The following is a 26187-nucleotide window of genomic DNA, read 5'->3' as shown; positions in this document are numbered from 1 at the left end:
CGGGGAAAGGGCGAGAAATGTCCGGTCTTCTGTCCGGAATTCCCAAGAGCGAACGCCCATCATTGTCTACTTAGGACGGTGGCTGTGGAGCAGGCCCTCCGCGCGCACTCGCGGCGGTTCCAGTACGTTGCGGGACATGACCGCGTCGCCGGAGGATGTGCCCGAGCAGGTGCTGCGCACCTCGATCGTCGAGCGGCTGTTCGCACGTGAGGCCGACCCGCGGCCCCTGTTCACGCACCAGGACCACAGTGCCGGTGTCGACAGCACGGTCACGTGGACGGAATTCGTCTCCCGGGTGCGGGTCGTCGCGGGCGCACTGCGCCTGGTCACACGGCCGGGTGATCGCGTCGCCGTGCTCACCGGCCAGGACCTGAATTACCCCTTGGCCTTCTTCGGCGCACTCGCCGCCGGCCTGGTGGCCGTGCCGTTGATGGCGCCGGGCAGCCCTTCCCAGCGCGGCAGGCTCACCGGTGTGCTGGCGGACTGCGGCGCAAGGGTTTGGCTGACTTCTTCGGCCGCCGTCGCGAAGGTGCGCGAAGCCGGCGAGCCGGATCACCTGATCGTGGTCGACGAACTCTCCGGGCCGGGGATCGATCCGCTTCCCGTCGCGCCGGAAAGCCCCGCGTATCTGCAGTACACGTCCGGGTCGACCCGGGAGCCCGCCGGTGCCGTGATCCCGCACCGGGCGGTGGCCGCGGCCTGCTGGCAGGCGAGCCGGGCCTACGCCGTCGACGAGGGCACGACCTGCGCCGGATGGATCCCGTTCTTCCATGACATGGGCCTGATCCAGCTGTTGTGCCTGCCGGTCCACGCGGGTGCGCGATCGGTGTTCATGTCGCCCGCCGAGTTCGTGCACCGTCCGGTGCGCTGGCTGCGTCAGCTCGCCGATCACCCGGCCGTGTTCACCGCCGCGCCGAACTTCGCGTTCGACCTGGCCGTCGAAGCTGCGGAAGAAGCAGGGGAAGATCTCGATCTCTCCGACGTCCGGGTCGCGCTCAACGGCGCCGAACCGGTCCAGCCGCGGACGGTCGCACGCTTCCTGGAAGCCTTCGGCCCGCGCGGGTTCCGCGCCGAAGCGCACCGCCCGTCTTATGGTCTGGCCGAGGCCACTGTGTACGTCGCGAGCGCGGGAGCCGAAGGGCCGCGGAGCGCCGTGTTCGACAGAGAAGCCCTGGCACAGGGCCAAGCGATCGAGGTGCCGGACGGCCAGGAACTCGTCTCGGTCGGCCGCCCGCTCGGCCAGCGGGTCCGCGTCGTCGGCGACGGCGTGGCGCGGCCCGAGGGCCTCGTCGGTGAGATCTGGATCCACGGGCCGAACGTCGCGTCGGGATACTGGGGCCGCGGTGACGCCGCCGCGTTCGGGGGCGAACTCGACGGCGTCGGAGGGTGGCTGCGCACCGGTGACCTCGGCGTGTTCCACCGCGGCGACCTCTACATCACCGGCAGGCTCAAGGACCTCATCGTCATCGACGGCCGCAACTTCCACCCGCAGGACATCGAAGCCGTGGCGGGTGAAGCGCATCCGGCGATCCGCCGCGACCGCGTCGCCGCGTTCGGTGTCTCGGACGAAAGGGGCGAAGGGGCGATGTTGGTAGCCGAATGGGCAAAGAACGCGGACGCGGATGTCAAAGAAGTGACGAGAGTGGTATTGCGCGCCGTTTCACGGGAACATGATCTGACGTTGCGATCTGTCCGTCTGGTTCCCTCCGGTGACCTTCCGCGCACTTCCAGCGGCAAGGTCGCGCGAGCCGCGGCGAGGGCGCGTTATAGTCGGCCCCGTGGGTGATCACCGCGCGGAGGTCGTGAAGGTCGTCAGTGAGACTTTTCGGCTTGATCCCGCCGAAATCGAGTCCGACGCGCCGCTCGAAGAGCTGGGTATCGACTCCAAGGGACGGATAAAACTCCTGTCGGCGCTGGAGATCTACCACGACGTGAGAATCGATCTGGACCAGCTGGACCGGTTCACCGACATCGGGTCGGTCGCCGAAGTGCTCGAAGAGGCACTCGGCGGTAAAGCCGGCGCATCCGACGAAAGGCGCTGAAAAGAATGAGCGGGGGCTTCACCGCGGCGACCGATGCGCTTTCATCGGCATCGAAGAACATCGGAAAGCTGACAGAGCAGTTGCTCGAAGACAACCCGGATCTGTCGAGCACTCCGGTGAACGCGGCCGGTTTCGGCCAGGCGCACGGCGACCACGCGAAGAAGTACACCGACGGTGTGGCGGCGTTGTGGGCTTCGGTCCAGGGATACAGCACCACGCTCGGCTCGTTCGGCACGAACCTCGGCACCGCCGGCACCGCGTACGGCACCAACGAGGACGAGCAGAGGAACAAGATCACCGAGACGGGGATGCGCTAGTGGCCACCAATACCACCTGGACCGACGTCAAGGCCGTCCTCGACGACCCGGCGGTTCCCGCCGAGCAGAAGACCAAGCTCATCGGCTCGTGGATGCGGACGCATCCGGCGCCCCCGCCGTGGACGGCGGACCAGGAGCCGGAAGAGATCAAGCAGAAGCGCAAGGAAGCCGAGAAATACGCGGCGTCGTACAACGCGCTTCCGTTCCTGCCCTACGACGACGACCTCGACAAGGTCTACAACAGCGCCAAGGGCGCGGGCGATCAGGCCAGCTTCAACCGGAAGGCGGAGACCAAGGCCGTCGACGAGGGCAACAAGAAACTCGACGGCACCAAGGAACCCACCGCCGAGGGCGCCGGGACCAAGACGTCGGACGAGATCTTCGACGCCGCCGCGCCCGCGCTGAAGGTCTTCGAAACCTTCGGCTCGCTGCTGGCGAAGCTCCCGGAAGACTGCCGGGGCACCACCCGCGCGCTCGACTTCGAGAAGGACATCAAGAAGCCGTTCGACGAGCAGCGCGGCATCAGCTTCAAGAACTTCGTCGACGACGCCGCGCATTTCAAGACCGGCTCGAAGACCGTCCAGAAGACCATCGACGACACCGGTTCCCAGCTGAACACGCTCTACGGGACGTGGACCGGCAAGGCCGCGGACGCCTCGTCGGACAACTACAACGAGAAGATCCTCCCCAAGGCCAAGAAGCTCTCGGAGACGCTCAACAACGCGAGCGAAGCGACGCTGCACACCAGCGCGACGGTGTTCAAGCTGTGCAAGGGCAAGGCCGACACGGTCATCGATCTCTACAAGGAGATCGTCGGCAAAGCGGACTTCCCGATGGCGCAGAAGGTCATCGCCATCGCCGCCGGTGAGAAGAGCGGCAAGGAGGACCTCGGCGCGATCGCGGGCTGGATGGACGTCAACTTCGGCTCCAACCTGGTCCAGCAACTGAACAACGACGGCTGCTGCGACGACGACGAGTTCAAGAAGGCGGGCCAGAACCTCGCCAAGCAGTGGATCCAACGGCAGTTCATCCCCGAGATGTGGACCATCATCTACGAGGGTTTCGTCAAGTCCTGCAAGGACACCAAGGATTTCGTCAACCAGGCCTACGACGAACTCGACAAGGTGATGGGCAAGGTCAAGAACGAGTTCGAAGGCGCGGGTGACAAGGGCGGCGCCGGCGGCGCGGGCGGGCCCGGTGGCACGGGCGGCGGTCCCGGCGGCACAGGCGGCGGACCCGGTGGCCAGGGCCCGGACTTCACCGGTGGCCAGGGTGGTCCCGGCGGCGGGCAGGGTGGCGGCACCGGCGGTTCGGGAACCGGTGGTCCCGGTGGCGGACCTGGCGGTGGCCCGGGTGGTTCGGGCAAGGGGCCGGAGTTCACCGGCGGACCCGGCGGTGGACCGGGTGGCGGCCCCGAGGGCGGCACCGGCGGCGGTCCCGGTGGTGGCCCCGGATCGGGTGGTTCCGGTCCCGGCGGCGGTACCGGCCCGGCGGCGCAGAAGCCCCCGCCCATCCCGGACGTGAACATCCCCGAGAGCGGCGGATCGCCGGGCGGCGGTCCCGGTGGCGGACCGGACGAAAAGAAGGATCAGACCTCGCCCTCGGGTTCGGTCCCGCCGCCGTCGAACGGCGACGAGCAGAAGGCCGCCGCCGAAGAGGCCAAGAAGCAGGCAGCGGCGGCCGCCGAAAACGCGAAGAAGCAGGCTTCCGAGGCGCTGGGCAAATTGGGCGACGGTCCGACCGGCGGCGACCTCGGCGGCTCCGGCGGTTCGGGTCCGGGTGGCGGAGGCACCGGCGGTGGTCCCGGTGGCGGCGGCAACACGGACGCGGCGGCCGACGCCAAGGCAGCGGCCGAGAAGGCCACTGAAGAGGCGAAGAAGCAGGCCTCCGACGCGCTGAACAAGCTGGGCGACGCCCCTGGCGGCATGGGCGACGGTGATGCCAAGAACGGTGACCCCAAGGACGCCGACTCGAAGGACGCCGAGAAGGCCGCCGACGAGGCGAAGAAGAAGGCTTCGGACGCCTTGGACAAGCTCGGTGACGAGCTGCCCGGTGAAGGCGGCGACAAGCTGGCCGGTGACAAACCCGGTGAGGACGGCGGCAAGGCCGAGGACGGCGAGCGCGAGACCCTCAAGGTCAAGCAGGGCGACAAGACCTTCGAGATGACCGAGCCGGACAAAGACGGCGAGATGGAGATCAAGGTCGGGGACGGTTCCGGGCCCGCCAAGGACTTCAAGCTCGACTGGACCGGCGAGGGTGACGAGTCGAAGCTGGGCTCCACTCCCGGTCCGGACGACGGGAAGCCGGACAAGGACGGCGTCCACCGTCCGGGGCCGGACGGCAAGATCCACATCCAGGACGGCGATGTGAAGATCACCGCCGAGCGTCCCGACGGTCCGTCCGGTCCGACGGTCGTCACCGTCGACGACGGCACCGGCAAGCCGACCACGTACACCCTCGGCGAGGACAAACCCGCCACGGACAAGGCATCGCATCCGGCGACCCCCGTCACCGGGACGGCGCAGCCCGACTCCAAACCGGCCTTTACCCCGCATCACGGTGGCGGCGGGACCGTCCCCGACGGGATTCGCGGGGCGACATCGGCGGGGGTGGCGGTGGTGGTTTCGGTGGCGGTGGTTCGGCGCCGTCCATGCCGTCCATGCCCTTCGAATCCGCGAGCCCCGCGGCCGGCCAGCCGCTGACCGAGGGCGTGCACACCGGCGGTGGGGCACAGCAGCCGCAGCACGTGGCGGCGGGTGCCCCGTCCGCTCCGATGAGCGGCACGACCGGCCAGACGTTCGGCGGTGGCGCGATGCCCCCGATGGGTGGCATGGGTGCCGGCGGAGCGGGCGGCCAGGGCGGGGACCAGGAACGGACCAACCGCGCGTACCGGATCGAGGGCGAGGTGTTCGACCAGATCAACGAACCCACCGGCCGGATCACCGGTTCGTTGCTGGACGATGAGGATCAGTCGGTCACCCGCAAGCGGTGAGCCGGGGCAGGGGAGAACAGATGAGCGCCGAGGACACCGCCGCCATGAGGGCGACTCTGGACGGTCTCGTCCGCGAGCAGTCGGAGCGCCGGGCACTGCGGGATCAGCGTGCCGACGAGATCAAGGCCAGCTCGCAGGAGTTCATGACCAAACAGGTCCAGACCGCCCAGCGGTACGTCGAACACCGGCGGGAACTGGGGCAGCGCAAGACGAAATCCGGCTGGAGCACCGACCGGTCGCACGCGCAGCCGGGCACCACGTCGGCGTTCGAAGACGACTCCGTGGACATGGCGGCTCCGTTCAGCTCGGAGCCGCCCGCCGCCCCCACGGGGCGGGACGTGCCCCGGCGTGCTCCTCGCGCCCGCCCGGCACCGGCCGACGACGAGGACGACGCCTTCCTCAACAACCGTTGGCGTGACTGACCTCGCGCCTCAGACGACGAGGCCGAGCAGCAGCACGATCGGGAGCGAGATCACCGACGCCAGTGACATGGCGACGGTATGGGTCTTGAACGTGCCCCGGGTGCTCAGCCCGAGCAGGGATTGGATCACGGAGTCGTGAGCGGCGATTCGTCTACGGGAGCCGGATCTCTCGCAGCTCCGGTGTCCCGGAACGGAAATCGCCGAACCTCGCCCAGGTGGGCACGACGCGCAGGACCACGACGCCTCCGCCGTCGATCGACTCCGTGAACTCCGGGAAGGCCGCCAGATAGGCGGCCTTGCATCGGTCGAGTCCGGTTCCGGCCGGGAAGTCGGTGGCACCTTCGCATTGCAGCGTCGTACCGTCGGCCCCGCCGACGACGATCGCGATCCGGCCGTCGCGGCGCAGGTTCGCGACCTTGCGGGAGTCCGGCTTGGCGTCGAACACGAACTCGCCGCGTCCGGTGATCGCGAGCGTGAGATAGGCGGCTTGGGGAGCGCCGCCGGGGCCGATCGTCGACACGGTTCCCGCCCGCTGCCCGCGCACGTACTCGATCATCTCGCTGTGGTCCATCGCGCCAGGCTAGGCCGTGCCCTGTATGGCCAGCCAGGTCTCGTGCTGTTCCTCGGTCTTGGCCCACAGAGCCGCCAGCCCGTCGGCGCCGATGTCCTCCAGCGGGACCCGGAATTCCCGCAGTGTCCCGGCGAATTCGTCGAGCGACGACAGGGTGTGGCGTTCTCCACCGCCACGTTTGACCGTTCGCGCGCGAAGGGCGAGCTCGCGCCCGTCGCGATGGTGTTGCGCCACGAGCACCTTGGCGAACACGGAGTCCGGCGACCTGGTCCCGGCCCGTTCGGCGAATTCGGCGAGGTCGCGAGGCGCGGTGCGGAAGTCGCAGGAGCCGATCGTGCCGCCGGGATGGTGGTGCATCCGCCAGGTGCCGCTGTCGAGACGTTCCATCCGGAACGCCAGTTCTCCCTGCCGGTGCGTGCCATCCCGCAGGGGAAGCGGTTCGAGGAAGGCGTCCCCGATCCCGGTGTCGGCGAGCCAGGTCTCGCCGTCGACGTCGACCAGCAGGGCGATGTGGTTGCCCCATTGGCCTTCGCCGCGCGTCGAGCGCAGGACGGCGGCCTCCACGACGGTCACCGCGAATCCGGCGGCCTTCAGCAAGAGCGCGAGCGCGCCGTTCATTTCGTAGCAGAGACCGCCACGGCCGCGGCGCGCGAACTTGTCGGTCAACGCGTCCGGGGTGAGCAGGATCGGCCTGCCGAGCTGGACGTCGAGGTTCTCGTAGGGGACTCGCAGCCGCCACGCGCGGTGCAGGCGCCGCAGGGTGGCCAGATCGGGCCGGACAGGCTCGCGGTACTCCAGCCGGTCGAGGAACGCTTCGATGGTCATGATGCCTCCTTCTAGTGACTCTAAAATTAGAGTAACTCAACTTTTGGAGTTCATCCAGTATGCTGGGGTCATGACCGAACCGGCGGGCTTGCGCGAGCGGAAGAAGCAGCGCACTCGGAAGACGTTGATCGAAACCGCGTATCGGCTCTTCGAGCGGCAGGGCTACGACCGGACGACCACCGCCGAGATCGCCGCGGCCGCCGAGGTGTCACCCGCGACGTTCTTCAATCACTTCGCCACGAAGGAGGACCTGGTCCTCACCGAAGACGGCGAACACATCCTGCGTGCGGGGCTGGACGAGCTCGCCGTGCGCGAGGCGGGCGAGACGCCGGCCGGGCTTCTGCGGCGTGCGATGCTCGCGATGCTGGCGGAAGCGGGGGACGGGCTCCGTGATCCGGCCGCCGAGCCCGAACGGATCCGCCTCGACCTGATCACGTCGGTGCCGTCGCTGCGCGCGACGATGCTGCAGCGGGCGTTCGACGCTCAGCAGCGGCTTTCGGCCGCCCTGTGCCGATCCTGCGACGGCGAACTCGACGAGGTCGACGCCGCGGCGATGGTCGGCGCCGTCACCGGCGCGATCTTCGCCGCCGGAGTGACGGCCCTCCGCCTCGGGACCCCGCTCGATGAGGCGATGCGGCGCGCGATCGATCTGGCGAGCCGCCGTGATCACGAACGGAGCCAGGCGATCCCGCGATAGGTGGAGCTGTCCGCGGCGAAGCCGTAGCCGGTGATGACGGTGCCGCTGGCGTTGATGTGCTGGGCCACGATCGCCGTGAGCCCGCGGGGCGACGGGAGCGGGAACGGTGTCGCGTCCGCGTCCCAGCGGACCGGCCGCGCCGTGCCCTGGCCGGCGGATTCGCCGACGACCGTCCCCGCTTGGTCGACGTCGAAACACGTGCTGGCGTCGTCCGATGGCAAGGGCCGGAGCACGGTGGGGCGTCCGTCGGGAGCCCAGCGCGCGCAGGTGCCGCGCCGGTCCGGGGTCACGCCCCAGCCGATCGCGACACCGCGCGCGGTGATCCGGACGACCTGTCCCGCGGAGAACTCCGGTCCACCGGTCAGCAGGACGGTGCCGCCGTCGCGGTTCCACACCACCCCGTCGCCGAGGATGGCGCCGGAGTCGGTGATCCCGCACGCCGTCGAGCGGCGGGGCGGAGGCAGTTTGCTGATCTTCCCCGAGGACGTCCAGCGCACCGCGGTCCGGGTGCCCGTGCCGTTCTTGGCCGATCCGACGACCTCGTCCAGACCGTTCAGGTCTTGCCCTTGTGTCTCGCCGTCGCCGGGAAGGGTGCCGAGTTCGACGGCCTCGCCGCCGGGGCCCCAGCGCACTGCTCGCCAGCGAAAGCCCGGCCACATCACGTTGCCCAGCACCGATCCGCGTTCGTTCACCCGGCAGGCGGTGCCGGAGACCGCGCCGTCGGGGAGTTCGAGCGCGCGCACCCGGCCGTCGGGCCCCCAGCACACCGGCCGGAGGTGCTCGCCGGCATAGAGCGAGCCCACGACGAGCCCCGTCGCGTTGACGCTGACCGCGCGGCCACCGGAACAGCCGTCGAGGACCGGAAAGGGCGTGGGGGCACCGTCACCGTCCCACCACACCGGCCGCGACCCCGACTCGCCCGCGATCTTCCCCGCGTCGTTCACGCAGTACGCGCCGGTGCCCTCGCCCTCGGAGAGCGGCCGCAGGCCGACCGCCGTGAAGCCGGTTCCCTCGGGCATCGGATCTGGCACGAGTGGGCAGCCTAGTGCGAGAGCGCACGCGATGGGGAAACTTGCACTGACCGGGTGACAGGGCGCTCCACAATGGACCTGCCTACGGGGTCAGCACGATCCTGCCGAAGACCTCGCCGTCGTCCATCTTCCGGTGCGCCAGAACGGCTTTCTCCAACGGCAGCGGTTCGTGCACCACGGAACGCAGGTCACCGCGCGCCGCCGCGGCGAACTGGTCCGCGCTCGCCGCCCGCCGATCCGGCTCGGGGATCGAGTCCGCGCTGAAGGCGGCGAACGACAGGGACTTCCGGAACGTCGCCATCAGCTTCGCGCCGAAGTCCGCCGGTGGCATTCCCGCGACCACGCCGACGACGACCAGGCGGCCGTTCGGGTTCAGCCGGTCGAAGAAGGACGGCATGTCCACACCGGACACGATGTCGATGACGACGTCGTACCCCGCCGGGCCGTCCCCCGCGCCGGAGCGGTCGAGGACGTGGGTCGCGCCCAGCTCGCGCAGGCGCTCGCCGCGGGCGGGCGAGGACGTCGTCACCGCCACGGCGCTCGCGCCGCCCTGTGCCGCGAGCTGCACCGCCATGATCCCGATACTGCCGGCGGCCCCGCGCACCAGCACCGATTCGCCCGCCGCGAAATGGACGTGGGCGAGTGCGAACCGGGCCACCATGCCGGAGGTGCCGAGCGCCACCGCGTCGGCGGCGGGCAGGTTCGCGGGGAGGGGCACGACCCTTTCGGCGGGGACGGCGACCTGTTCGACGTAGCCGCCGCCCTCGCCGGTGAACGCCCAGACGCGCCGCCCGATCCAGTCCGGATCGACACCGTCGCCGACCGAGGTGACGGTGCCCGCCACCTCGTTGCCGGGGATGAACCCTTCCTGGAAGCCGAAACCGGCGAGCGCGCCGCTCCGGATCACGGTGTCGACGCCGCCGACACCGATCGCTTCCACCTCGATCAGCACCTCTCCCGCGGCGGGGACGGGGGAGGGGAGGTCGATCACGGCGAGGCCCTCGGGGGCCCCGAACGTCCGGATCTCGACTGCGCGCATTCTTCGTCTCCTGGTCGTCGATCACTGATGCGGCGGACGTTAACGGACGCCCCCGTCCGTTTTGGCTAAAGTGAGAGTGGTGACCGATCGTTTGCCTCGGATCCCGCGCTCCGACGCCCTGGACAACCGTGAACGCATTCTCGAAGCGGCTCGCGCGCTGTTCGCCACCGAAGGCCTGAACGTGCCGCTGCGGGAGGTCGCGCGCCGCGCCGAAGTCGGCCCCGCCACGCTGTACCGCCACTTCCCGACCAAGGAGATCCTGGCGACGGAGGCGTTCGCCGAGCAGATGCGCGCCTGCCACGTCGTCGTCGACGACGGGCTCGCCGACCCGGATCCGTGGTGCGGTTTCTGTTCCGTGATCGAGAAGATCTGCGAGCTGCATTCGCGCGACCGCGGTTTCACGGCGGCTTTCGTCTCGGCCTTTCCTCGGGCGGTCGACTTCACCGCGGACCGCGACTACGCGCTCAAGGCGATCGCCGAACTGGCAGGCCGGGCCAAGGACGCGGGAAAACTGCGGTCCGACTTCGTCCTCGACGACCTGATCCTCATGCTCATGGCCAACAACGGGATCCAGGCCGCTTCGCCGGCCGCGCAGGTCGCGGCGTCCCGGCGGTTCGCCGCGCTCGTGATCCAGGCCTTCCGGGCCGTGCCGGAGCCGTCGCCGTTGCCGCCGGTCGCCCGGCTGGCCCTCGTGCTGCCGGGGTGAGTCACTTCCGGCGGGCTTCGAGGCCGTCCAGGATGAGGTCGAGGCCGTAGTCGAATTCGCTCGTGTGGTCGTAGCCCGGCCGCTGGGCGTGGCCGGTGATCACCTCGGCCAGATAGGGGAATTCGCCCGGCGGCAGATGCTCCAGGATGTCGTCCGCCACCTCCGCGACCTCCTCGCTCGCCGGGAGATTCGCCTCCTGCAACACGAAACCGCCGATGTAGCTGTCGATGAGCGAGACCGCGTGCACCGCCATCGGGAGCGTGAATCCCGCCCGCCGGAGCACGCCCAAGACGGCGTCGTGGTGGCGCAGCGTCGCCGGTCCTGGATTCCGGCGGGAGTCCACGAGGCCGAGTGCCCAGCTGTGCCGCGACAGCACCGCGCGTGCGGACGAAGCGCGAACGCGGATCGCCTCGCGCCAGTCGCCGGATTCGTCGCCGGGCAGCTCGATCGCCGAGAACACCGCGTCGACGACGCCGTCGAGGATCGCGTCCTTGTTCGGCACGTGGTGGTACAGCGACATGGCCTCCACGCCGAGGTGCTGCGCGACGCGGCGCATGGTCATCGCTTCCACGCCGCCGCGGTCGGCGACTTCGATCGCGGCTTCCAGTACGCGTTCCCTGGTGAGTGATCGGCGAGGCGGCACGTTGACAACCTTACAGGTGTAAGTCAGCCTTACGCTTGTAAGGCTATCGAGAGGAGAGCACGATGCCGATGCCGAGATGGTGGGGACACGTCAACAAGCGGGTCTTCAACCCCCGCGCGATCGCCGGCGGGAAATACCCGGTGCTGATCCATGTCGGCCGCACCTCGGGAAAGACCCGCCACACGCCGCTCGACGCGCATCCCGTCGACGGCGGCTACCTGTTCGTCCCGGTGTACGGCCCGGACGCGGACTGGGTGCGCAACATCCTGGCGGCCGGGGAGGCGCGGCTTCGGATCGGCGGACGGGAAGTGGACCTCACCGGCCCCCGGCTCGTCGGGGCGGACGAATTCCCCGACGGCGTCACGCGCCCGCCGAAATTCCTCCGCCTCGGTGTATTCCTCCGGATGGACCTGAAACCCTGAGAAGACCCTGTGCTCCGTTGGTACCAGGGAGGGAGGCTGTATCGTCCTCCAAGCCGATGCCCGGTTCGCCGCGGCTTCGTAGTTTTGCCGGTATGAAACGAACTTCAGTGGTCATCGCCGTCCTTTGCGCGGCAACGCTCGTTTCCCCGGCCGTCGCGTCCGCGGCGCCACCACTGCACCGGACACTGCAACGCGACGCCGACACGATCGTGGCGAACGGTTCCCCCGGCGTGCTCGTGGAGGTGAGCACGGACAGGGGAAGCGTCAAGGTGCGCAGCGGCCACGGCGATCTGCGGACCAGGACCCCGATGCCGTGGAACGGCCACTTCCGGATCGCCAGTTTCAGCAAGACCTTCCTGTCCGCGACGATGCTCCAGCTCGTCGGCGAGGGACGGCTTTCCCTGGAGGACACCGTGGACCGGTGGCTGCCCGGGGTGGTGAGCGGTAACGGCAACGACGGCAAGGCCATCACCGTCCGGCAGCTGCTGCAGCACACCAGCGGCCTGCACGACTACATGGCGGAGCTCGATCTCTTCACCGAGAAGGGTTTCCTGCGTCATCGGTTCGACGAGCTCAGCGCGTCCGAGGCGGTGAAACTGGCGGTCGGCAAGCCGCCGGAGTTCGCGCCGGGGACGAGCTGGGGTTACTCCAACACCAACTACGTGCTCGCCGGGCTGGTGACCGAGAAGGTGACCGGCCGGGACTGGCGGCAGGCGATCATCGACCGGATCGTCCGTCCGCTGGACCTGCGTGAGACCACCCTGCCCCATACGTCGCCGTTCATCCCGGCCCCGCACGCGCGGGGCTACGACCGGTTCGTCGTCGAGGGTTCGAACCCGCCGATGCTCGGACGGCGGGTGGACGTGACGCTGATGAACCCGTCGATGGGCGGGGGAGCGGACGGCTCGATCAACAGCACCACCGAGGACGGCAACAAGTTCCTGCGGGCGCTGCTGGGCGGCAAGGTGCTCAAACCCGCGCTGCTGGCCGAGATGAAGAAGACCGTGCCCGCGGCGGGGCTCGGCGAGTACGGGCTCGGCCTCCAGAAGACGGCCGGCTCTTGCGGCACTTACTGGGGCCACGGCGGCGCGCTGCCCGGATACCTGACGGGCAACGGCGTGACCGAGGACGGCAAGCGCAGCGTGATGGTCTCGCTGAACACCCTCACGCCGTACCTTCCCGGTGCCCCGCTGCCGGAGGTGCATCCGATCGAGCCGGTGATCGACCACGCCCTCTGCGGCTGATCCACCTCGTGAGTGGCGAGGACGGTTCTAACCGTCCTCGCCACTCACGAGCCCCAAGATCTCGCGGCCTCCACCAGTGCCTCGACACATTCCGCGACGGCGGGCCGCGTTCCCCCTTGTGGTTGCACGGCGTAGAGCTGCCGGTGCAGGGCCGGTTCGAGCGGGGCGCACACCACCGTCGGCGGCGCGATCGTGGTGGCCATACTCGGCACCAGCGTGACCGCGCCCAGCCCGGCGACGACGGCGAACTGCGTGCCGAAACCGCTGACCGTATGCCGCACGATCGGCTCGATCCCGCGTTCGCGCAGGGTCTGCCGGAGCCAGGCGTTCGCCAGGGTCGGGCGGGCCCACGCGACCCAGATCTCCTCCGCGAGCTCCTCGGCGCGCACCGAATCCGCCCCGGCCAGCGGATGTCCGGCGGGGAGCACGATCATCGCCGAGTCGTCGCGCAGTTCGGTCCAGCGGGTGGCGGGCGGCCGGGTGAGCGGCAGGTTCTCCCAGCTCTCGACGACCACGACGTCGAACACGCCGTCGGCCAGCGCTGGGAGGGCCACTTCGGGTTCGACCTCGTGCAGCCGCGCTTCGATGCCGGGGTGGCAGGCGGCGAGGCCGGTCAGGGCGGGTGTGATGAACGTGTGCACCCCCGAGGGGATCGCTCCGATCTCGACGACGCCGGTCGTCTCCCCGGTCAGGGAGTCCAGATCTGCGCGGGCGGCGCGGAGTTCGGCCAGCACCCGGTCCGAACGCTGCGCCAGCAGCAGCCCGGCCGGGGTGAGCCGGACGCCGCGCCCGTGCCGCACGAGCAGCCCGGTGCCCGCCTCCCGTTCCAGTTTGGTCAGCTGCTGGGAGATCGCCGACGGCGTCACGTGCAGCAGTTCGGCCGCCGCGGCGAGCGATCCCCGCCGCCACACCGCGTGCAGCATCCGCAGCCGTTCCACATTGGACAGATCGCCACTCATTAGCCGAGCTTAACCCTCGGGGTAAGAGGATCTCGCTGGTCCTCGCGCTCGCCGTGCGATCGAATCGAAGCCATGCGGCACAACCGATTCCTCACCGATCCGCGGGTACAAGGAGTGCTCGGAGCCCTCGCGATCGCCCTGTCCGCCCCGCTCGTCGCGTTGTCCGGCGTCAGCTCGACGACGGCGACGTTCTTCCGCTGCCTGTTCGCGTTGCCGATCCTGGTGATCCTCGCGCGCTCCCGTGAGCGAGGACGGCGTCGGGCCCCGGCCGCGCGACGGCGGCACGTGCTGGCCGGTGTCCTGCTCGGGATCGACATGGTGCTCTGGAGCGAAGCCATCCTCTCCGTCGGCGCGGGGGTCGCCACGGCGCTGGTCAACGTCCAGGTGGTCCTCGTCCCGCTGGCCGGACTGCTGTGGTTCGGCGAACGGCCGCCGCGGGCGTTCTGGCTGTCCATCCCGGTGATGCTGGCGGGCACGGCACTGGCGGGCGGACTGGCGGACGGTGGCGCCGCGGGCAGCGATCCCTGGTACGGCACCGTGATGGCGGTGCTGGCGGGTGTGGCCTACGCCGGGTACCTGATCCTGTTGCGCCGCGCCGGAACCGACGGCGGCGGCCGCACGACGATGCTCGCCACCGCGACCGCGGCGTCGGCGAGCGTGGGCGGCCTGTCGGGCCTGTTCGCCGGGAACCTCGACGTCACGCCGCCCGTTCCGGCGCTGGTGTGGCTGTTCGTGGTGGCCGTGACCGGGCAGGTGCTCGGCTGGCTCCTGATCGGGCGCGCGTTGTCCGCCCTGCCTGCGAGCGGCGGCTCCGCCGTGCTGATGCTGCAACCCGCCGCCGCGATCCTGTTCGGGGCCGCGCTGCTCGGCCAGTGGCCGACACCGTTGCAGCTGGCGGGGTGCGCGCTCGTCGTCGCCGCGGTGGGGGCCGTGTCGTTCCTCGGCGGCCGGTCGTCAGGGAACGACCAGGACCGGCCAGTGCCCGGTCCTGATGAGCTTGGTCGCGACCGACCCCGCGAACCGGTGGCCGGCCTGCTGTGAGGCGCCGACCACGACGGTGTCGACCAGGCTGCGGTCGGCGGTGTCGCGGAGCGCGGTGTACGGATCGCCGAAGATCCTCAGGAAGCTGACCGGCACTTCCAGTTCTTCGGCCGCCGCGCGGATCTGCTCGCGGATCTCCTCGTAGAGCTGCACCGCCGTGTCGAGTTCCACCGTCGCCGCGACCGCGGGACCGAGCGCCGGACGGCAGACGAAGGCGACGATCAGCCTGCCGCCCTCGCGCCGGGCCATGCCGAAGGCGAAGGCGGCCGCCCGCATCGCCGTGTCGGAGCCGTCGACCCCGGCCAGGATGGCCCGCCCCGTGTGGTGCCGGGGCGGGCCGAAACGCTCCACAGTGGACTCGAAGGCCCCGTTCATCGCGCCACCGGGACTTCCGGCTCCGTCTCCACGTCGAGCGTGGTGCGCAGGGTGAGCGGCTTGAGCAGCAGCGCCGCGATCACGCCCACGACGCCCACCGCCGCGGAGATCAGGAAGATGTGCGCGGTCGCGTCGCCGTACACGGTGTGCACGATCGTCTGGACCTCCGGCGGCAGCGCCTTGAGGTTCAGCGCGCTGACGCTGCCCGTCGACGCCTGGCCAGCCGGCACGTGCAGCGCGGTGGACAGATCGGCGGTGACCCGGTTCGCGAGCACCGCGCCCAGCACCGAGACGCCGATGGTGCCGCCGAGCGACCGGAAGAACGTGACCGACGCGCTCGCCGCGCCGAGATCCCGCAGCGGCACGGTGTTCTGCACGGCGAGCACGAGGTTCTGCATCGTCATGCCGACCCCGATGCCGACCACCGCCATCGCGATGCCGACCAGCCACAGCGGCGAGGCGTGGTCGACGGTGCCCAGCCCGAGGAAGCCGATCACCAGGGTGATCGTGCCCGCCACGATGTACGGCTTCATCCGTCCGGTGCGGCTGATGAGACGTCCGGACACGGTGGACGAGACGAGCACGCCGCCCATCAGCGGGATGGTCAGCAGACCGGCTTCGGTGGGGGAGTAGCCGCGGCCGACCTGGAAGTACTGGCCGAGGAACACCGCGCCGCCGAACATCGCCATCCCGACCGCCAGGCTCGCGACGATCGCCAGCGCCGGGGTGCGCTGGGTGATGATGTGCAGCGGGACGACCGGTTCGCGGACCTTCCGTTCCACCAGCACGGCGAGGACGAGGAGCACGACGCCGCCCGCCACCATGACGGCCGTCTGCCACGACAGCCAGCCGAAGCCGTTGCCCACGAACGAGACCCAGATCAGCAGCACACTCACGCCCGCGGCGATGAGCCCGGCGCCGAGGTAGTCGACCTGGACGTTCTCCCGGCGCACGGTCTCCAGCTTCAGGGTCCGTTGCAGCACGATGAACGCCGCCACCGCGATCGGCACGCCGACGAAGAAGCACCAGCGCCAGCCGAGCCACGGCACGTCCACGATCAGGCCGCCGAGCAGCGGCCCGCCGACCGTGGCGACCGCCATGACCGCGCCGAGGTAGCCGTTGTAGCGGCCGCGTTCACGCGGCGGGATGATCGCCGCGATCACGACCTGCACCAAGGCCTGCAGGCCGCCGACGCCGATGCCCTGGAACGCGCGGGCGGCGATCAGCTGTCCGGTGTTCTGGCTGAATCCGCTGATCATCGACCCGATCACGAAGATGACGATCGCGATCTGGACCAGCGTCTTCTTGTTGAACAGATCGGCGAGCTTCCCCAGATCGGGGTGGTGGCGGTCGCCGCCAGGAGGGTGGCCGTGACCACCCACGTGTACTGCGTCTGCGAGCCGTTCAGCGAGCCGATGATCAACGGCAGGGCGGTCGACACGACCGTCGAGCTGATCATCGCCACGAGCAGCGCGAGCAGCAGACCGGACAGCGATTCGAGCACCTGACGGTGCCCCATCGCCTCTGACGGTGCCTCGGTCTTCATGGCGTCCTTTCGAGCGGCATTCGTTGCTCATTGTGCAAACTTGCACAGTGGGCACTTTATTCCCGTCGCTACGCTGTCCTGGTGGACACCCTCGGCACGCTCCGCACCCGCAAGAAGGCGGCGACGCGGCAATCACTGCACGAGGCCGCGCTCCGGCTGGCGATGGAGCACGGTCTCGACGGCGTGACCGTCGAGGACATCGCCGACGCGGCGGGCGTGTCCCGGCGGACGTTCTCGAACTACTTCGCGAACAAAGAGGACGCGATCCTGCACGCCGACCGCGAGCGCACGGGGCTGCTGGTCTCACTGGTCGAAGGCAGGCCGCCGGGGGAGAAGCCGTGGCAGGCGCTGCGCGCGGCGTGCCGGGAGCTGTACCGGGCGCATCCCGTCCCCGACCGCGAGTGGGTGGCGCAGTTACGGCTGCTGCGGCGGCATCCGTCGCTGCTCGCGCGGCAGGCCGGTGATCAGCTCGCCCTCGAACGCGACCTGATCGCGGTCCTGCTCGCCCGGGGCCACGGCCTCGACCAGGAGCTGGCCAGGCTCACCGCGGCGACCTTCCTCGCCACGCTGCGGACGGGGAACGTGCTGTGGCTGGAAGGCCCCGAGGAGCAGCCGCTGCCCGAGGTCGTCGACCGGTTGCTGGGCCGCGTTCAGCTGCGCTGACCGACGGCGTACGCGGTCGTCACCACCGTGGTGGCCGCTCGGACGAACGCGGCGACGGCCGGTGAGCGGGAGTCCTGCGGCCACATCACGGCGAGCGTCGTGGGCTCCAGATCGTCGACGGGCAGATACGTGATGCCCGCCCGGCGGTAGCGATCCGCCACCGAGACCGGCAGAAAACACACGATGGCACCGAGTTCGACCAGTTTGAAGATCTGCGTCAGATCCGAGACTGGACCGTGGGGCGCCGCGGTGGCGGACGGCCCGGCCGAGGGGCCCTGGACGGCAGGTGCGCCATCGGGGAGGAGCCGGCCTTCGAGATCCGCGAGGGTCAGCCGCGACCTGGCCGCCAGCGGATCGTTCGCCGCCAGCGCCACGAGCCGGGGTTCGGTCAGCAACGGCTCGAAGTCGAGGCGGCGCGCGTCGAACGGAGACGGCACGAGCGCCACGTCCGCCCTCCCGTCACGCAATTGCGACGGTTGTTCGCCCCGGCCGCCGAGGATCAGCTCGACCGGCAGGACGCCTTCTTCGGCTTCGTAGGCCTCGATGATCTTCGGCAGCAATCCGGCGTCGTGGTCGGCCTTCAACGCCAGGCGCAGCCGGGGGTCGGGGCGGCCCGCCTGCCGTGCCCGCCGTTCCGCGGCGGCGACCGCTTCGAGCGCGGTTCTCGCGTCCCGCAGGAAGACCTCGCCCGCGGTGGTCAGCGTGACCTGGCGGGTGGTGCGTTCGAGCAACCGGACGTCCAGCCGTCGTTCGAGATCTCGGATCGCCCTGGACAGCGGCGGCTGCGCCATCGAAAGCCGCTCGGCGGCCCGGCCGAAATGCAGCTCCTCCGCGACCGCGACGAAGTACTTGAGCTGCCGCGTCTCCAGGTCACTCATATCCCCAGGGTATCAATGGTGATCGAGGTGATCCTTCAGCTCGACGGCCTTCGTGGCTTGACTGGGTGAAGTCGAAAATCCCCTATCACCTCGGAGTCTTCATGATCGTCGTCACCGCGCCGACCGGACAGATCGGCAGCCGGGTGCTTGCCGCCCTTCTCGAAAGTGGCGAACCGATCCGCGTGATCGCCCGCGATCCCGCCCGCCTGCCCGACCACGTCCGCGAGCGCGTCGAGGTCGTCAAGGGTTCGCACGGCGACGCCGCTGTCGTCGACGAAGCCTTCGCCGGCGCCGAAACCGTTTTCTGGCTGGTCGTCGCGGATCGCCGCGCCGAAAGCCTGGAAGCCGCCTTTCTGGACTTCACCCGGCCGGCTTGCGCGGCCATCGAAAAGCACGGCGTGTCGCGGGTGGTCGGCATCTCGGCGCTCGGCAGGGGCGTCGCGGAGAACACCGGATACCTGTCGGCCTCGCACGCCATGGACGATCTGATCGCGGGCACGGGCGTGGCCTACCGTGCGCTGACGATGCCCACGTTCATGGACAACATCCTGTGGCAGGCCGGATCGATCGGCGGGGACGGTGTCTTCTTCGGCCCGCTTCCGGGTGATCTCAAGGCGCCGACCTGCGCCACCCGCGACATCGCCGCCGTGGCGGCCGGGTGGCTGCTCGACCGGTCGTGGCAGGGTGTCGCCGACGTTCCGGTGCTGGGCCCGGAAGACCTGTCTCAGAACGATCTCGCGGAGATCATGTCCGGCGTCCTCGGGCGGCCGGTCCGCTATCAGCGCGTATCCATGGACGCCTTCCGCGCGACGCAGCGGGAACACGGCTGGTCCGAGGCGATGGCCCAGGGCATGGTCGACATGATGGCCGCGAAGGAGGCGGGGATCGACAACGCCGAACCGCGGACCCCGGCGGCCACCACGCCGACCACTTTCCGTCAGTGGTGCGAGGAGGTGCTCAAGCCTCGTGAGTGGCAAGGACGGTTCTAACCGTCCTTGCCACTCACGAGCAGTTTCGCGGCCACCGCCGCCCCGTCGGTCCGGATCGTGTCCGCCACGGCCTTCGCCCGCGCGCCGGTTCCGGGGGAGAGGGCCGCGGTGAGCGCGGCGGTCAGGGATTCGACGGTCGGCATCGGATCCCGGTGTGCCACACCGATTCCCAGCTCCGCCACCCGCTCGGCCCAGAACGGCTGGTCCGCGATCCGGGGGACGACCACCTGGGGCGCGCCCGCCCGGGAGGCCGTCGTCGTGGTGCCCGCGCCACCGTGGTGCACGACGGCGGCCACCCGGCGGAAGAGCGCCTGCTGATTGACCTCGCCGACGACGGAACAGTCGTCGGCGTCGTCGATCGACGCCAGACCCGCCCAGCCGCGGGCGAGCAGGATCCGCCGTCCCAGCCCGCGGGCGGACTCGATGGCCACCCGGGCGATCTCCTTCGGCGCGTACGCGGCCATGCTGCCGAAACCCACGTACACCGGCGGCTCACCGGCCTCGAGGAATTCCTCCAGTTCTCCCGGGAGCGGGCGGTCGTCGGGCCGGATCCACGCTCCCGTCGGGACGAGGTCGAGATCCGTCATCCCCTCCGACGGGCACAGAACCGGGTCCGCCGCCAGCCACGGCGAACCGGTGAAGACGTGATCGCGGACGTTGTCCACCGGTGGCAGCCCGATCGCCGCCCGGTGACTGTCGAGCGCCCCGCCGTACAGGGCGTTGACGCGTTCGGCGTCGTGGCGCCACAGCACCCGGTTGTCGGTCTCGCCCTCCGGCGACGGCGTGCCCGGCCGCACTCCCGGGGCGAACTGCCGCGACGGCAATCCGAAGGTGTGGAAACACGCGTACACATAAGGAATCCCGAGTTTCTCGGCGACGTCCCGAGCGCCGGCGGGCAGCAGCCCGGTCGCGAGGATCGCGTCGCACCCTTCTTTCGCCGCGGCGGAAAGCGTTTCGAACCGGGCGGCCACCAAGGCCGGGGCGAGTTTCAACGCGTCTTCCCCCGTCGGCGGTTTCGGCCCGGCGACCACCGAGTGCACCGTCGGGCCGAGCGGCACCATGGGAATATCGGCCCGCTCCAGCAATTTCACGAATTCCTCGTCCGGCGGCGCGCACACCACCGCCTCCGCACCGAGTTCCCGCACTTCGATCGCGAGCGCCACCAAGGGTTCGACATCCCCGCGTGACCCCCATGTCGTCAGCAGAACACGCACTTCGCGACTCCCCTTTTCCGCGGCTTCCGGCTACGGCGGGCAATTCTGGGGGATGACCGGGGCCTTGCCGCAAGCCCCCATGTCCGCTATAAGTTGAAGGGGGCGGGGGAAATCAATCCATTCTGGACGATGCTTCAGATCGAGCCGGTGCGCAGCGCGAAGGCGACGGCGTGCGTGCGGTTGTGCAGGCCGTATCGCGACATCACCCGGTGGAGGACGTTCTTCACCGTGCTCTCCGAATAGGCGAGTTTGGCCGCGATCTCTTCCGTGCCATGGCCGTCGGCCAGCAGGCGGAGCACCTCGCGTTCCCGGTCGGACAGCCCGGACAACGCGAGACCGTTGGGGACCAGCAGATCCTCCTGAATCCGTTCGAGCTGGGAGAGCAGGCTGCCCTGCAGACGCGGCGGCAGCGCGCCCGCGCCCTGGCTGACCGCGAGGATCGTCCGCACGAGGTGCTCGCCGTCGAGGTCGCGTCGCGGCAGCAGCGCGGCCATGCCGCATTCGATGGCCGTCATCAGGACCTGGACCGGGAAATGGTCCGTGACGATCACGCATCTCGGTGGCGTCGGCAGTGACGACGCGGCGCGAACCTGACGCAGGAAAGCGAAAACCCCGTCGCCGATCGAGTCACCGACGGTCACGATGACTTCGGCGGGCCCGAGGTCGGTGTCGGACAGCACGTCCAGCCGCTCGTCGGCGCCGAGGATGCTCGTCGTGCCCAGCCCGGCCAGCAGATCCGGGGCGTGCACGGCGACTCTGACGCGTTCGGTCCTCCTGCTGGTCTTCTCCCCGTGCCTCATGATCGAAGTCCCCCCGAAGCGCCCGAAACCGATGTTAATAGCTCTTGCGGTACTTAGAAGCTATAACGTTCCAACGTTGCATGTCAACCGCGGCAACGTCACAGGGCAAGACGCCCGACGGGTGGGAAAGGTTCACTGTGCGGGCACTCGGCCGGTCACCGGGTCGTGAGGTCGTCCAGTTCGTCCGAGATCAACAGCTCGGGGTCGAATTTCATTCCGGTGAAATGGCCGGCGAGTTCGAGTGAGAGCACGCCGTGCAGGCGGGTCCAGAAGGCGAGCGCGCGGTGCAGGGTCGCGGACGGGGCCGGATCGTCGCCCGCCCAGTCACGGTGATCGTCCAGATGCTTGTCGAACGGGGTTTTCGGGCCGTCGACGGGGATCGCGCGGCACGCTTCGAGCAGCACGGCCATGACCTCGCGCGAAATGGCGGTGGTGTCTTCGGGCGCGTGGTAGCCGGGGACGGGCGTGCCGTAGATGAGGAAGTAGCGCTGCGGGTCGCTCCGGGCCCAGTCCCGGATGGTGACGGCGAGTCCTGCCAGGTCGGCACCGCCGTCGAACGCCGCCCGGACGGTGTCGGCGAGGCTCCGGTACGCGTCGCGGATGAGCGCGGTGATCAGGTCGTCGCGGCTGGCGAAGTACCGGTACAGCGCGGGGCCGCTCATCCCCACCTGTTTGGCGATCGCGTTGAGCGACAGCGCGGGCACCCCGGCGGTGGCGATCTGCTCCCACGCGTGCTGCTTGATCTCCGTGCGCACCTGGTCGCGATAGCGCTCTCGCGGGCTCTGCCCGTCCGCGTTGGTCATCGGCCCTCCCGCTCCGTCGGCCCGAAGCTTAGTTGGCGCTCGCGGCTCCGATCACTCGGGCAAGAGCGCCAGTTCGGCCAAAGCCTGCTCTCGCCACGCGGCGAACGACGGTCCGGGGGAGAGTTCCACGGCCAGGGCCAGGCACTCCCTGGCCTCCTCGAAGGCACCGGCCTCCCGCCAGGCCCGTCCCTCGCGGATCGCGCTGATCACTTCCAGCCCGCCGAAACCGCCTTCCCACGCGAGCCACCGGCTGGTGCGGTACTGGCTCGCCGCTTCCCGCCATTCGGCGAGATCGCCGAGCACGTCGCCGATGGCGCGCACGGTCAGGGTCTTCAGCAGCCGATGGAAATCGGGATACGTGTCGCCCGCCAGCCGTTCGGCGTCGGAGAGCACGGCACGATGCACGGCGAGCGCCTCGGTATGCCTTCCGGCGTTGAGCAGCGCGCGCCCGTACATGTTCCGCGCCGTGGTCTGCCCGTCCCAGAACGGCAGTTCGTGCGCCAGTTCGTACCCGCGCTTCGCGAACTCGAACGCTTCGTCGCCTTGCCCGGTCAGCCGCAGCGCCTGGCCGAGGTAGATGGACGCCCAGGTCTGCTCGACGTGGTCACCGATCCGGACGGCGATGTCCAGCGCGCGCCGGTGCGCCGCCACGGCGCCCTTGTCGTCACCGAGACAGATGCCGGCGGCCCAGCCGACGAAGTTGAGCAGCTTCGCTTCGGCCCGGGCGTCGCCGAGCGCGCTCGCCGCGGCCGCGCCGAGCGAGAAGATCTCCCACCACGGCTGCTGGGCGCTTCTTCCGTCGGAGTACCAGTGCAGCGCGATGGCGAGGTCGCGGACCTCCTCGTGCCATCCCTTCCGTGCTCCCAGCCGGTGCGCGGCGACCCAGTTCTCCCCTTCGACCTCCAGCCAGCGGGCGCCCTCGTCCCGCGAGCCGAACCGACCGGTCTCGGGCGCCTCGGGGTAGAACAGCCTGGCCGCATCGGCCGCCTTGTCGAGCAGGTGGGCGAGCACGATGTCCCTGGCGGCTGGGTCCTCCTCCGCCTCGAACCGTTCCTCGGCGAACAGCCGGATCAGGTCGTGGAACTGGTGCCGCTCCGGTTCCGCCGTGGTCTGCAGGAGGCTGGCGTCGACGAGTTCGTCGAGCTGGTCGCGCACGTCGGCGGGGGCCGCGCCGGAGACGACGATCGCGAGCTCCAGGCCGAAGTCGGCGCCGGGAACGGTCGCCAGCCGGCGGAACAGCCGCCGTGCCTCGGCCGAGACCGCGCGATAGGACAGGTCGAAAGCCGAGCGCAGTTGCAGATCGCCCGCCGCGAGCGCGCGGAGCCGGGTGCTTTCGTCGCGCAGCCGGTCGGCCAGCTGGGCGAGGGACCACTGCGGCCGGGTGGCGAGCCGGTTGCCCGCGATCCGGACCGCGAGCGGCAGGTATCCGCACAGTTCGACGAGCTCGCGGGCCGCGGCGGGCTCCGCGTCGACCCGGCCGGCGCCGATGATCTTGGCGAGCAGACCGGTCGCGCCGTCGTCCGACAGCGGTTCGAGCCCCAGCCAACGGGCGCCTTCGAGCCCGGCGAGCGTGCGACGGCAGGTGATCAGGGTGAGCGAGCCGGGCCCGGCGACCAGCAGCGGACGGATCTGCGCCTCGTCCGCGGCGTTGTCGAGCAGCAGCAGGACTTTCCGTCCTTCGAGCAGCATCCGCAGCAACGCCGACCGTTCGGCCTCGGCGGCGGGCACCTGCCCCGGTGCGACGTCCAGCGCGCGCAGCAGCCGGTCGAGCGCGGTCCGGGCGCTCAGCGGTTCCTCGTCCATCCCGCGCAGATCCACCGCGTAGCTCCCGTCGGGGAACTCCGCGCGCCACAGGTCCGCCGCGGTCACCGCGAGCGCGGTCTTCCCGACCCCGGCCTGTCCGACGATCGCGACCACGCCACCGCCCTCGGCGACCTTCGCGGAAAGCTGCTCCAGCTCGCTTTCGCGGCCGGACAGATCCGCGGTGGGCGCGGGCAGCGCGCAGCTCGCCGCGACCTGGGCGGCCAGCGCCGGATTCCGGCGCCGCCCCTGCTTGGCGACGGTCAGGAAGAACTCCCGGTCACCGCCGGTCAGGCCGAGCGCGTCGGCCAGCACTTCGGCGGAGCGTTGCTGGGCGGCTCGCGCGCGGCCGCGCTCCAGCTCGCGCAGCGCGCGGACACTGATACCGGAGGCCTCGGCCAGCCGCCCCTGTGTCCATCCCGCGGCCCGCCGGTGTTCGAGCAGGAGCTTGCCGAACACCGACCGCGTCTCGTTCGCCTCCACCGCGGTCCATTCAACCGGCAGGCTTGCGATGACGAAAAGCTGCCCCCTGCTTCCGCTTGTCCCGCCTTCTCCGGGGCCGGTTGGCTGGAGGCATGTCGACGATCATGACGACGCCCGTCCGGCCGGTCGTGCGGACCGAGGAGCGCCGGGAGATCGGCGTCGCCGTGCACGCCGGTGATCCGCTCGTCCTGGCGGGGCTGCGCAGTGCGCTCGGCGGCGGCCCCGGCATCGCCTTGCGCGACGACCCGGCGAAGGCCGACGTCCTCGTCGCGGTCGCGGGCGACGACCCGCGGCGAATCCCGGCCGGGCCCGCCCGGCTGGTACTGGTGGCCGATCACCCCAACCAGGCCGAACTGTGGGCGGCGGTGGAACGCGGGCTCGCCGTCGTCGTCGCGCGTTCGGAGGCGACGCCGGGGCGGTTGCTGCGCGCGGTCGCCGACGCCCACGCCGGCCGGGGTGATCTGCCCGCCGATCAGCTCGGCAGCCTGCTGCGCGGGATTTCGCGGCTGCACAAGGAAGTTCTCCAGCCGCGTGAGCTCACGCTCAGCGGTCTGTCACCCCGCGAGACCGAAGTGCTCCGGTTGCTCGCGGAGGGATTCGACACCGGGGAGATCGCCCGGCGGGTGGCCTACTCCGACCGGACCGTGAAGAACATCCTGCACGGCCTGCTCAGCCGGTTCAATCTGCGCAACCGCACCCACGTCGTGGCGTACGCGCTCCGCGAAGGTCTCATCTGAGCGCCTTCAGATGACTCCTTCCCGGATCGCGTAGGCCACCGCGTGCGACCGGTTCCGCAGCCTCAGCCGGTCGGTGACCGCGTAGATGACGTTCTTCACCGTTCGTTCCGAATAGGCGAGTTCCGTCGCGATCTCCTGGGTGCCGAATCCGTCGGCCATCAGGCGGAGGACGTCGATCTCCCGTGAGGAGAGCGCGGCCCCGGCCGGACCGCTCGGCGCGAGCATCTCCCGGTGGAGCCGCTCGGTGTGGTCGGCCAGCCTGCCGAGGAGATCCCGCGGTGAGGCCACGGTGTTCGACGCGGCGGCACGGACGCTGTCGGCCACGCGGGAGTCGGTCATCGCCGACCTCGGCAGGATGGCGACCACCTGGCACGCCACCGCCGCCATGAGGCCGCCCTCCTCGATGCGGTCGGTCACCAGCACGATCGGCTTGCCGAGTTCGGCGGCGACCGCGCGCAACGCGGTGATCGCGTCGGCCGAAAGCCGCTCGAAAGCGGCGACGACGACATCGGTTTCGGTCCGTGCCCTGCCTTCGACCACCACCACGGACGCGCGTGTCCCGAGGAGGTCGACCAGGCCGGCCTTCGTGATGGGGTCCAGGGCGCAGACGCTCACCCGAACTGCTCGCATGTGTCCGTCTTCCGTCCACTGTGGATCTTTGATTTGTCAAGAGCCGCAAGGACAAAAAGCGTTGCCCGCATACGCGAGTGGACCTCTTGTACGGTGGGATCCGGGTAGCGGCCCGCCTCGGGTGACCCCCACATCCGGCGGCGGGTCGCTTCCTTCCCGCGCGGCTCGTGGCGATTCTCGCCCGCCGCGAACGGCCCCGGCAACGCGTTCGGCCGTGTCCTGCTTCCCCCGCCAGCCGAGACTGGCCGAAGGGGCAAAAGTAGCCCTGACCTGCATAGACGCCACTTTGGCGCCAAGTGGCACCAACATGGCCTTGCA

At 70.1% G+C, this 26187-nt stretch carries 27 protein-coding genes and 1 pseudogene; 14 read left to right on the top strand and 14 right to left on the bottom strand.

Going from position 1 to position 26187, the window contains the following annotated elements; genetic code table 11:
• Positions 1 to 136 precede the first annotated feature (136 nt).
• From MJQ72_RS25085 to MJQ72_RS25055, 6 genes are read left to right on the top strand one after another with little or no spacing between them, the layout of a single operon-like run.
• Complete coding sequence (locus tag MJQ72_RS25085; protein WP_240593464.1) at positions 137 to 1786, top strand: fatty acyl-AMP ligase; 1650 nt, start codon at positions 137 to 139, stop codon at positions 1784 to 1786.
• The gene (locus tag MJQ72_RS25080; RefSeq protein ID WP_240593463.1) at positions 1779 to 2042 is read left to right on the top strand and encodes an acyl carrier protein; all 264 of its coding nucleotides are present in this window, start codon (positions 1779 to 1781) and stop codon (positions 2040 to 2042) included. The genes MJQ72_RS25085 and MJQ72_RS25080 overlap by 8 nt, the downstream gene beginning before the upstream one ends.
• Before the next feature lie 5 nt (positions 2043 to 2047).
• A complete protein-coding gene (locus tag MJQ72_RS25075; RefSeq protein WP_240593462.1) occupies positions 2048 to 2359 on the top strand; it encodes a hypothetical protein in 312 nt (103 codons plus the stop codon).
• Positions 2359 to 5061, top strand: coding sequence for a WXG100 family type VII secretion target (locus MJQ72_RS44670; RefSeq protein WP_315860746.1), 2703 nt, complete (start codon positions 2359 to 2361; stop codon positions 5059 to 5061). The genes MJQ72_RS25075 and MJQ72_RS44670 overlap by 1 nt, the downstream gene beginning before the upstream one ends.
• Positions 5019 to 5351 (top strand): hypothetical protein, encoded by a 333-nt coding sequence (locus MJQ72_RS44885; protein ID WP_240593461.1) that lies wholly within the window; start codon positions 5019 to 5021, stop codon positions 5349 to 5351. The genes MJQ72_RS44670 and MJQ72_RS44885 overlap by 43 nt, the downstream gene beginning before the upstream one ends.
• 20 nt (positions 5352 to 5371) lie before the next feature.
• Entirely contained in the window at positions 5372 to 5773 is a 402-nt protein-coding gene (locus MJQ72_RS25055) for a hypothetical protein (protein ID WP_240593460.1), read from the top strand.
• Positions 5774 to 5924: 151 nt separating this feature from the next.
• Here MJQ72_RS25055 and MJQ72_RS25050 read toward each other — a convergent pair whose 3' ends face one another.
• Positions 5925 to 6344 (bottom strand): pyridoxamine 5'-phosphate oxidase family protein, encoded by a 420-nt coding sequence (locus tag MJQ72_RS25050; RefSeq protein ID WP_240593459.1) that lies wholly within the window; start codon positions 6342 to 6344, stop codon positions 5925 to 5927.
• Between the two features lie 9 nt (positions 6345 to 6353).
• The gene (locus tag MJQ72_RS25045) at positions 6354 to 7169 is read right to left on the bottom strand and encodes an arylamine N-acetyltransferase (protein ID WP_240593458.1); all 816 of its coding nucleotides are present in this window, start codon (positions 7167 to 7169) and stop codon (positions 6354 to 6356) included.
• 70 nt (positions 7170 to 7239) lie between these two features.
• Here MJQ72_RS25045 and MJQ72_RS25040 point away from each other — a divergent pair, with 70 nt between their 5' ends.
• Entirely contained in the window at positions 7240 to 7866 is a 627-nt protein-coding gene (locus tag MJQ72_RS25040; RefSeq protein WP_240593457.1) for a TetR/AcrR family transcriptional regulator, read from the top strand.
• Here MJQ72_RS25040 and MJQ72_RS25035 read toward each other — a convergent pair.
• The gene (locus tag MJQ72_RS25035) at positions 7836 to 8897 is read right to left on the bottom strand and encodes a hypothetical protein (RefSeq protein ID WP_240593456.1); all 1062 of its coding nucleotides are present in this window, start codon (positions 8895 to 8897) and stop codon (positions 7836 to 7838) included. The genes MJQ72_RS25040 and MJQ72_RS25035 overlap by 31 nt on opposite strands.
• An 82-nt stretch (positions 8898 to 8979) precedes the next feature.
• Positions 8980 to 9936, bottom strand: a complete 957-nt coding sequence (locus tag MJQ72_RS25030) for a zinc-dependent alcohol dehydrogenase family protein (RefSeq protein ID WP_240593455.1) — start codon at positions 9934 to 9936, stop codon at positions 8980 to 8982.
• Positions 9937 to 10015: 79 nt separating this feature from the next.
• Here MJQ72_RS25030 and MJQ72_RS25025 point away from each other — a divergent pair, with 79 nt between their 5' ends.
• Entirely contained in the window at positions 10016 to 10642 is a 627-nt protein-coding gene (locus MJQ72_RS25025; protein ID WP_240593454.1) for a TetR/AcrR family transcriptional regulator, read from the top strand.
• 1 nt (position 10643) lies between these two features.
• Here the strand turns inward: MJQ72_RS25025 and MJQ72_RS25020 are convergent, their stop codons facing one another.
• A complete protein-coding gene (locus MJQ72_RS25020) occupies positions 10644 to 11285 on the bottom strand; it encodes a TetR/AcrR family transcriptional regulator (RefSeq protein ID WP_240593453.1) in 642 nt (213 codons plus the stop codon).
• A gap of 62 nt (positions 11286 to 11347) precedes the next feature.
• Between MJQ72_RS25020 and MJQ72_RS25015 the strand changes: the two genes are divergently transcribed.
• Both MJQ72_RS25015 and MJQ72_RS25010 read left to right on the top strand, forming a co-directional pair.
• Positions 11348 to 11707: a nitroreductase family deazaflavin-dependent oxidoreductase gene (locus MJQ72_RS25015; RefSeq protein ID WP_240593452.1), complete on the top strand. Its 360-nt coding sequence runs from the start codon at positions 11348 to 11350 to the stop codon at positions 11705 to 11707.
• A 92-nt stretch (positions 11708 to 11799) separates the two neighbouring features.
• Positions 11800 to 12951: a serine hydrolase gene (locus tag MJQ72_RS25010; RefSeq protein WP_240593451.1), complete on the top strand. Its 1152-nt coding sequence runs from the start codon at positions 11800 to 11802 to the stop codon at positions 12949 to 12951.
• Between the two features lie 44 nt (positions 12952 to 12995).
• Here the strand turns inward: MJQ72_RS25010 and MJQ72_RS25005 are convergent, their stop codons facing one another.
• On the bottom strand, positions 12996 to 13910 hold the full coding sequence (locus tag MJQ72_RS25005; RefSeq protein WP_240593450.1) for a LysR family transcriptional regulator: 915 nt from the start codon (positions 13908 to 13910) through the stop codon (positions 12996 to 12998).
• A 72-nt stretch (positions 13911 to 13982) separates the two neighbouring features.
• Between MJQ72_RS25005 and MJQ72_RS25000 the strand changes: the two genes are divergently transcribed.
• Positions 13983 to 14951 carry a DMT family transporter gene (locus tag MJQ72_RS25000; protein ID WP_240593449.1) on the top strand — a complete coding sequence of 323 codons (969 nt, stop codon included), beginning with the start codon at positions 13983 to 13985 and terminating at the stop codon, positions 14949 to 14951.
• On the opposite strand, the gene MJQ72_RS24995 is transcribed toward MJQ72_RS25000, so the two are convergent.
• Both MJQ72_RS24995 and MJQ72_RS24990 read right to left on the bottom strand, forming a co-directional pair.
• The gene (locus MJQ72_RS24995) at positions 14865 to 15326 is read right to left on the bottom strand and encodes a universal stress protein (RefSeq protein WP_240593448.1); all 462 of its coding nucleotides are present in this window, start codon (positions 15324 to 15326) and stop codon (positions 14865 to 14867) included. The two genes, MJQ72_RS25000 and MJQ72_RS24995, sit on opposite strands and share 87 nt — an antisense overlap.
• Positions 15323 to 16872 (bottom strand): annotated as a pseudogene (locus MJQ72_RS24990) (MDR family MFS transporter). Before MJQ72_RS24990 ends, MJQ72_RS24995 begins: the two are co-directional and overlap by 4 nt.
• 81 nt (positions 16873 to 16953) lie before the next feature.
• On the opposite strand from MJQ72_RS24990, the gene MJQ72_RS24985 reads away from it, so the two are divergent.
• Positions 16954 to 17535 carry a TetR/AcrR family transcriptional regulator gene (locus MJQ72_RS24985; protein ID WP_240593447.1) on the top strand — a complete coding sequence of 194 codons (582 nt, stop codon included), beginning with the start codon at positions 16954 to 16956 and terminating at the stop codon, positions 17533 to 17535.
• Here MJQ72_RS24985 and MJQ72_RS24980 read toward each other — a convergent pair.
• A complete protein-coding gene (locus tag MJQ72_RS24980; protein WP_240593446.1) occupies positions 17523 to 18413 on the bottom strand; it encodes a LysR family transcriptional regulator in 891 nt (296 codons plus the stop codon). The genes MJQ72_RS24985 and MJQ72_RS24980 overlap by 13 nt on opposite strands.
• Positions 18414 to 18514: 101 nt before the next feature.
• On the opposite strand from MJQ72_RS24980, the gene MJQ72_RS24975 reads away from it, so the two are divergent.
• Entirely contained in the window at positions 18515 to 19402 is an 888-nt protein-coding gene (locus MJQ72_RS24975; protein WP_240593445.1) for an NAD(P)H-binding protein, read from the top strand.
• Here the strand turns inward: MJQ72_RS24975 and MJQ72_RS24970 are convergent.
• From MJQ72_RS24970 to MJQ72_RS24955, 4 genes are all read right to left on the bottom strand, one after another.
• Positions 19399 to 20616 (bottom strand): glycosyltransferase, encoded by a 1218-nt coding sequence (locus MJQ72_RS24970; RefSeq protein ID WP_240593444.1) that lies wholly within the window; start codon positions 20614 to 20616, stop codon positions 19399 to 19401. The genes MJQ72_RS24975 and MJQ72_RS24970 overlap by 4 nt on opposite strands.
• 134 nt (positions 20617 to 20750) lie before the next feature.
• The gene (locus MJQ72_RS24965) at positions 20751 to 21416 is read right to left on the bottom strand and encodes a response regulator transcription factor (protein ID WP_240593443.1); all 666 of its coding nucleotides are present in this window, start codon (positions 21414 to 21416) and stop codon (positions 20751 to 20753) included.
• A 155-nt stretch (positions 21417 to 21571) separates the two neighbouring features.
• Positions 21572 to 22219 carry a TetR/AcrR family transcriptional regulator gene (locus tag MJQ72_RS24960; protein ID WP_240593442.1) on the bottom strand — a complete coding sequence of 216 codons (648 nt, stop codon included), beginning with the start codon at positions 22217 to 22219 and terminating at the stop codon, positions 21572 to 21574.
• 51 nt (positions 22220 to 22270) lie between these two features.
• A complete protein-coding gene (locus MJQ72_RS24955) occupies positions 22271 to 24502 on the bottom strand; it encodes an NB-ARC domain-containing protein (RefSeq protein WP_240593441.1) in 2232 nt (743 codons plus the stop codon).
• Positions 24503 to 24594: 92 nt separating this feature from the next.
• Here MJQ72_RS24955 and MJQ72_RS24950 point away from each other — a divergent pair, with 92 nt between their 5' ends.
• A complete protein-coding gene (locus tag MJQ72_RS24950; RefSeq protein WP_240593440.1) occupies positions 24595 to 25239 on the top strand; it encodes a LuxR C-terminal-related transcriptional regulator in 645 nt (214 codons plus the stop codon).
• Positions 25240 to 25245: 6 nt separating this feature from the next.
• On the opposite strand, the gene MJQ72_RS24945 is transcribed toward MJQ72_RS24950, so the two are convergent.
• A complete protein-coding gene (locus MJQ72_RS24945) occupies positions 25246 to 25815 on the bottom strand; it encodes a LuxR C-terminal-related transcriptional regulator (RefSeq protein ID WP_240601417.1) in 570 nt (189 codons plus the stop codon).
• Positions 25816 to 26187 lie beyond the last annotated feature (372 nt).

It is taken from the genome of Amycolatopsis sp. EV170708-02-1, assembly GCF_022479115.1.
GTDB lineage: Bacteria > Actinomycetota > Actinomycetes > Mycobacteriales > Pseudonocardiaceae > Amycolatopsis.
This window is presented reverse-complemented; position numbering and strand designations above follow the sequence as displayed.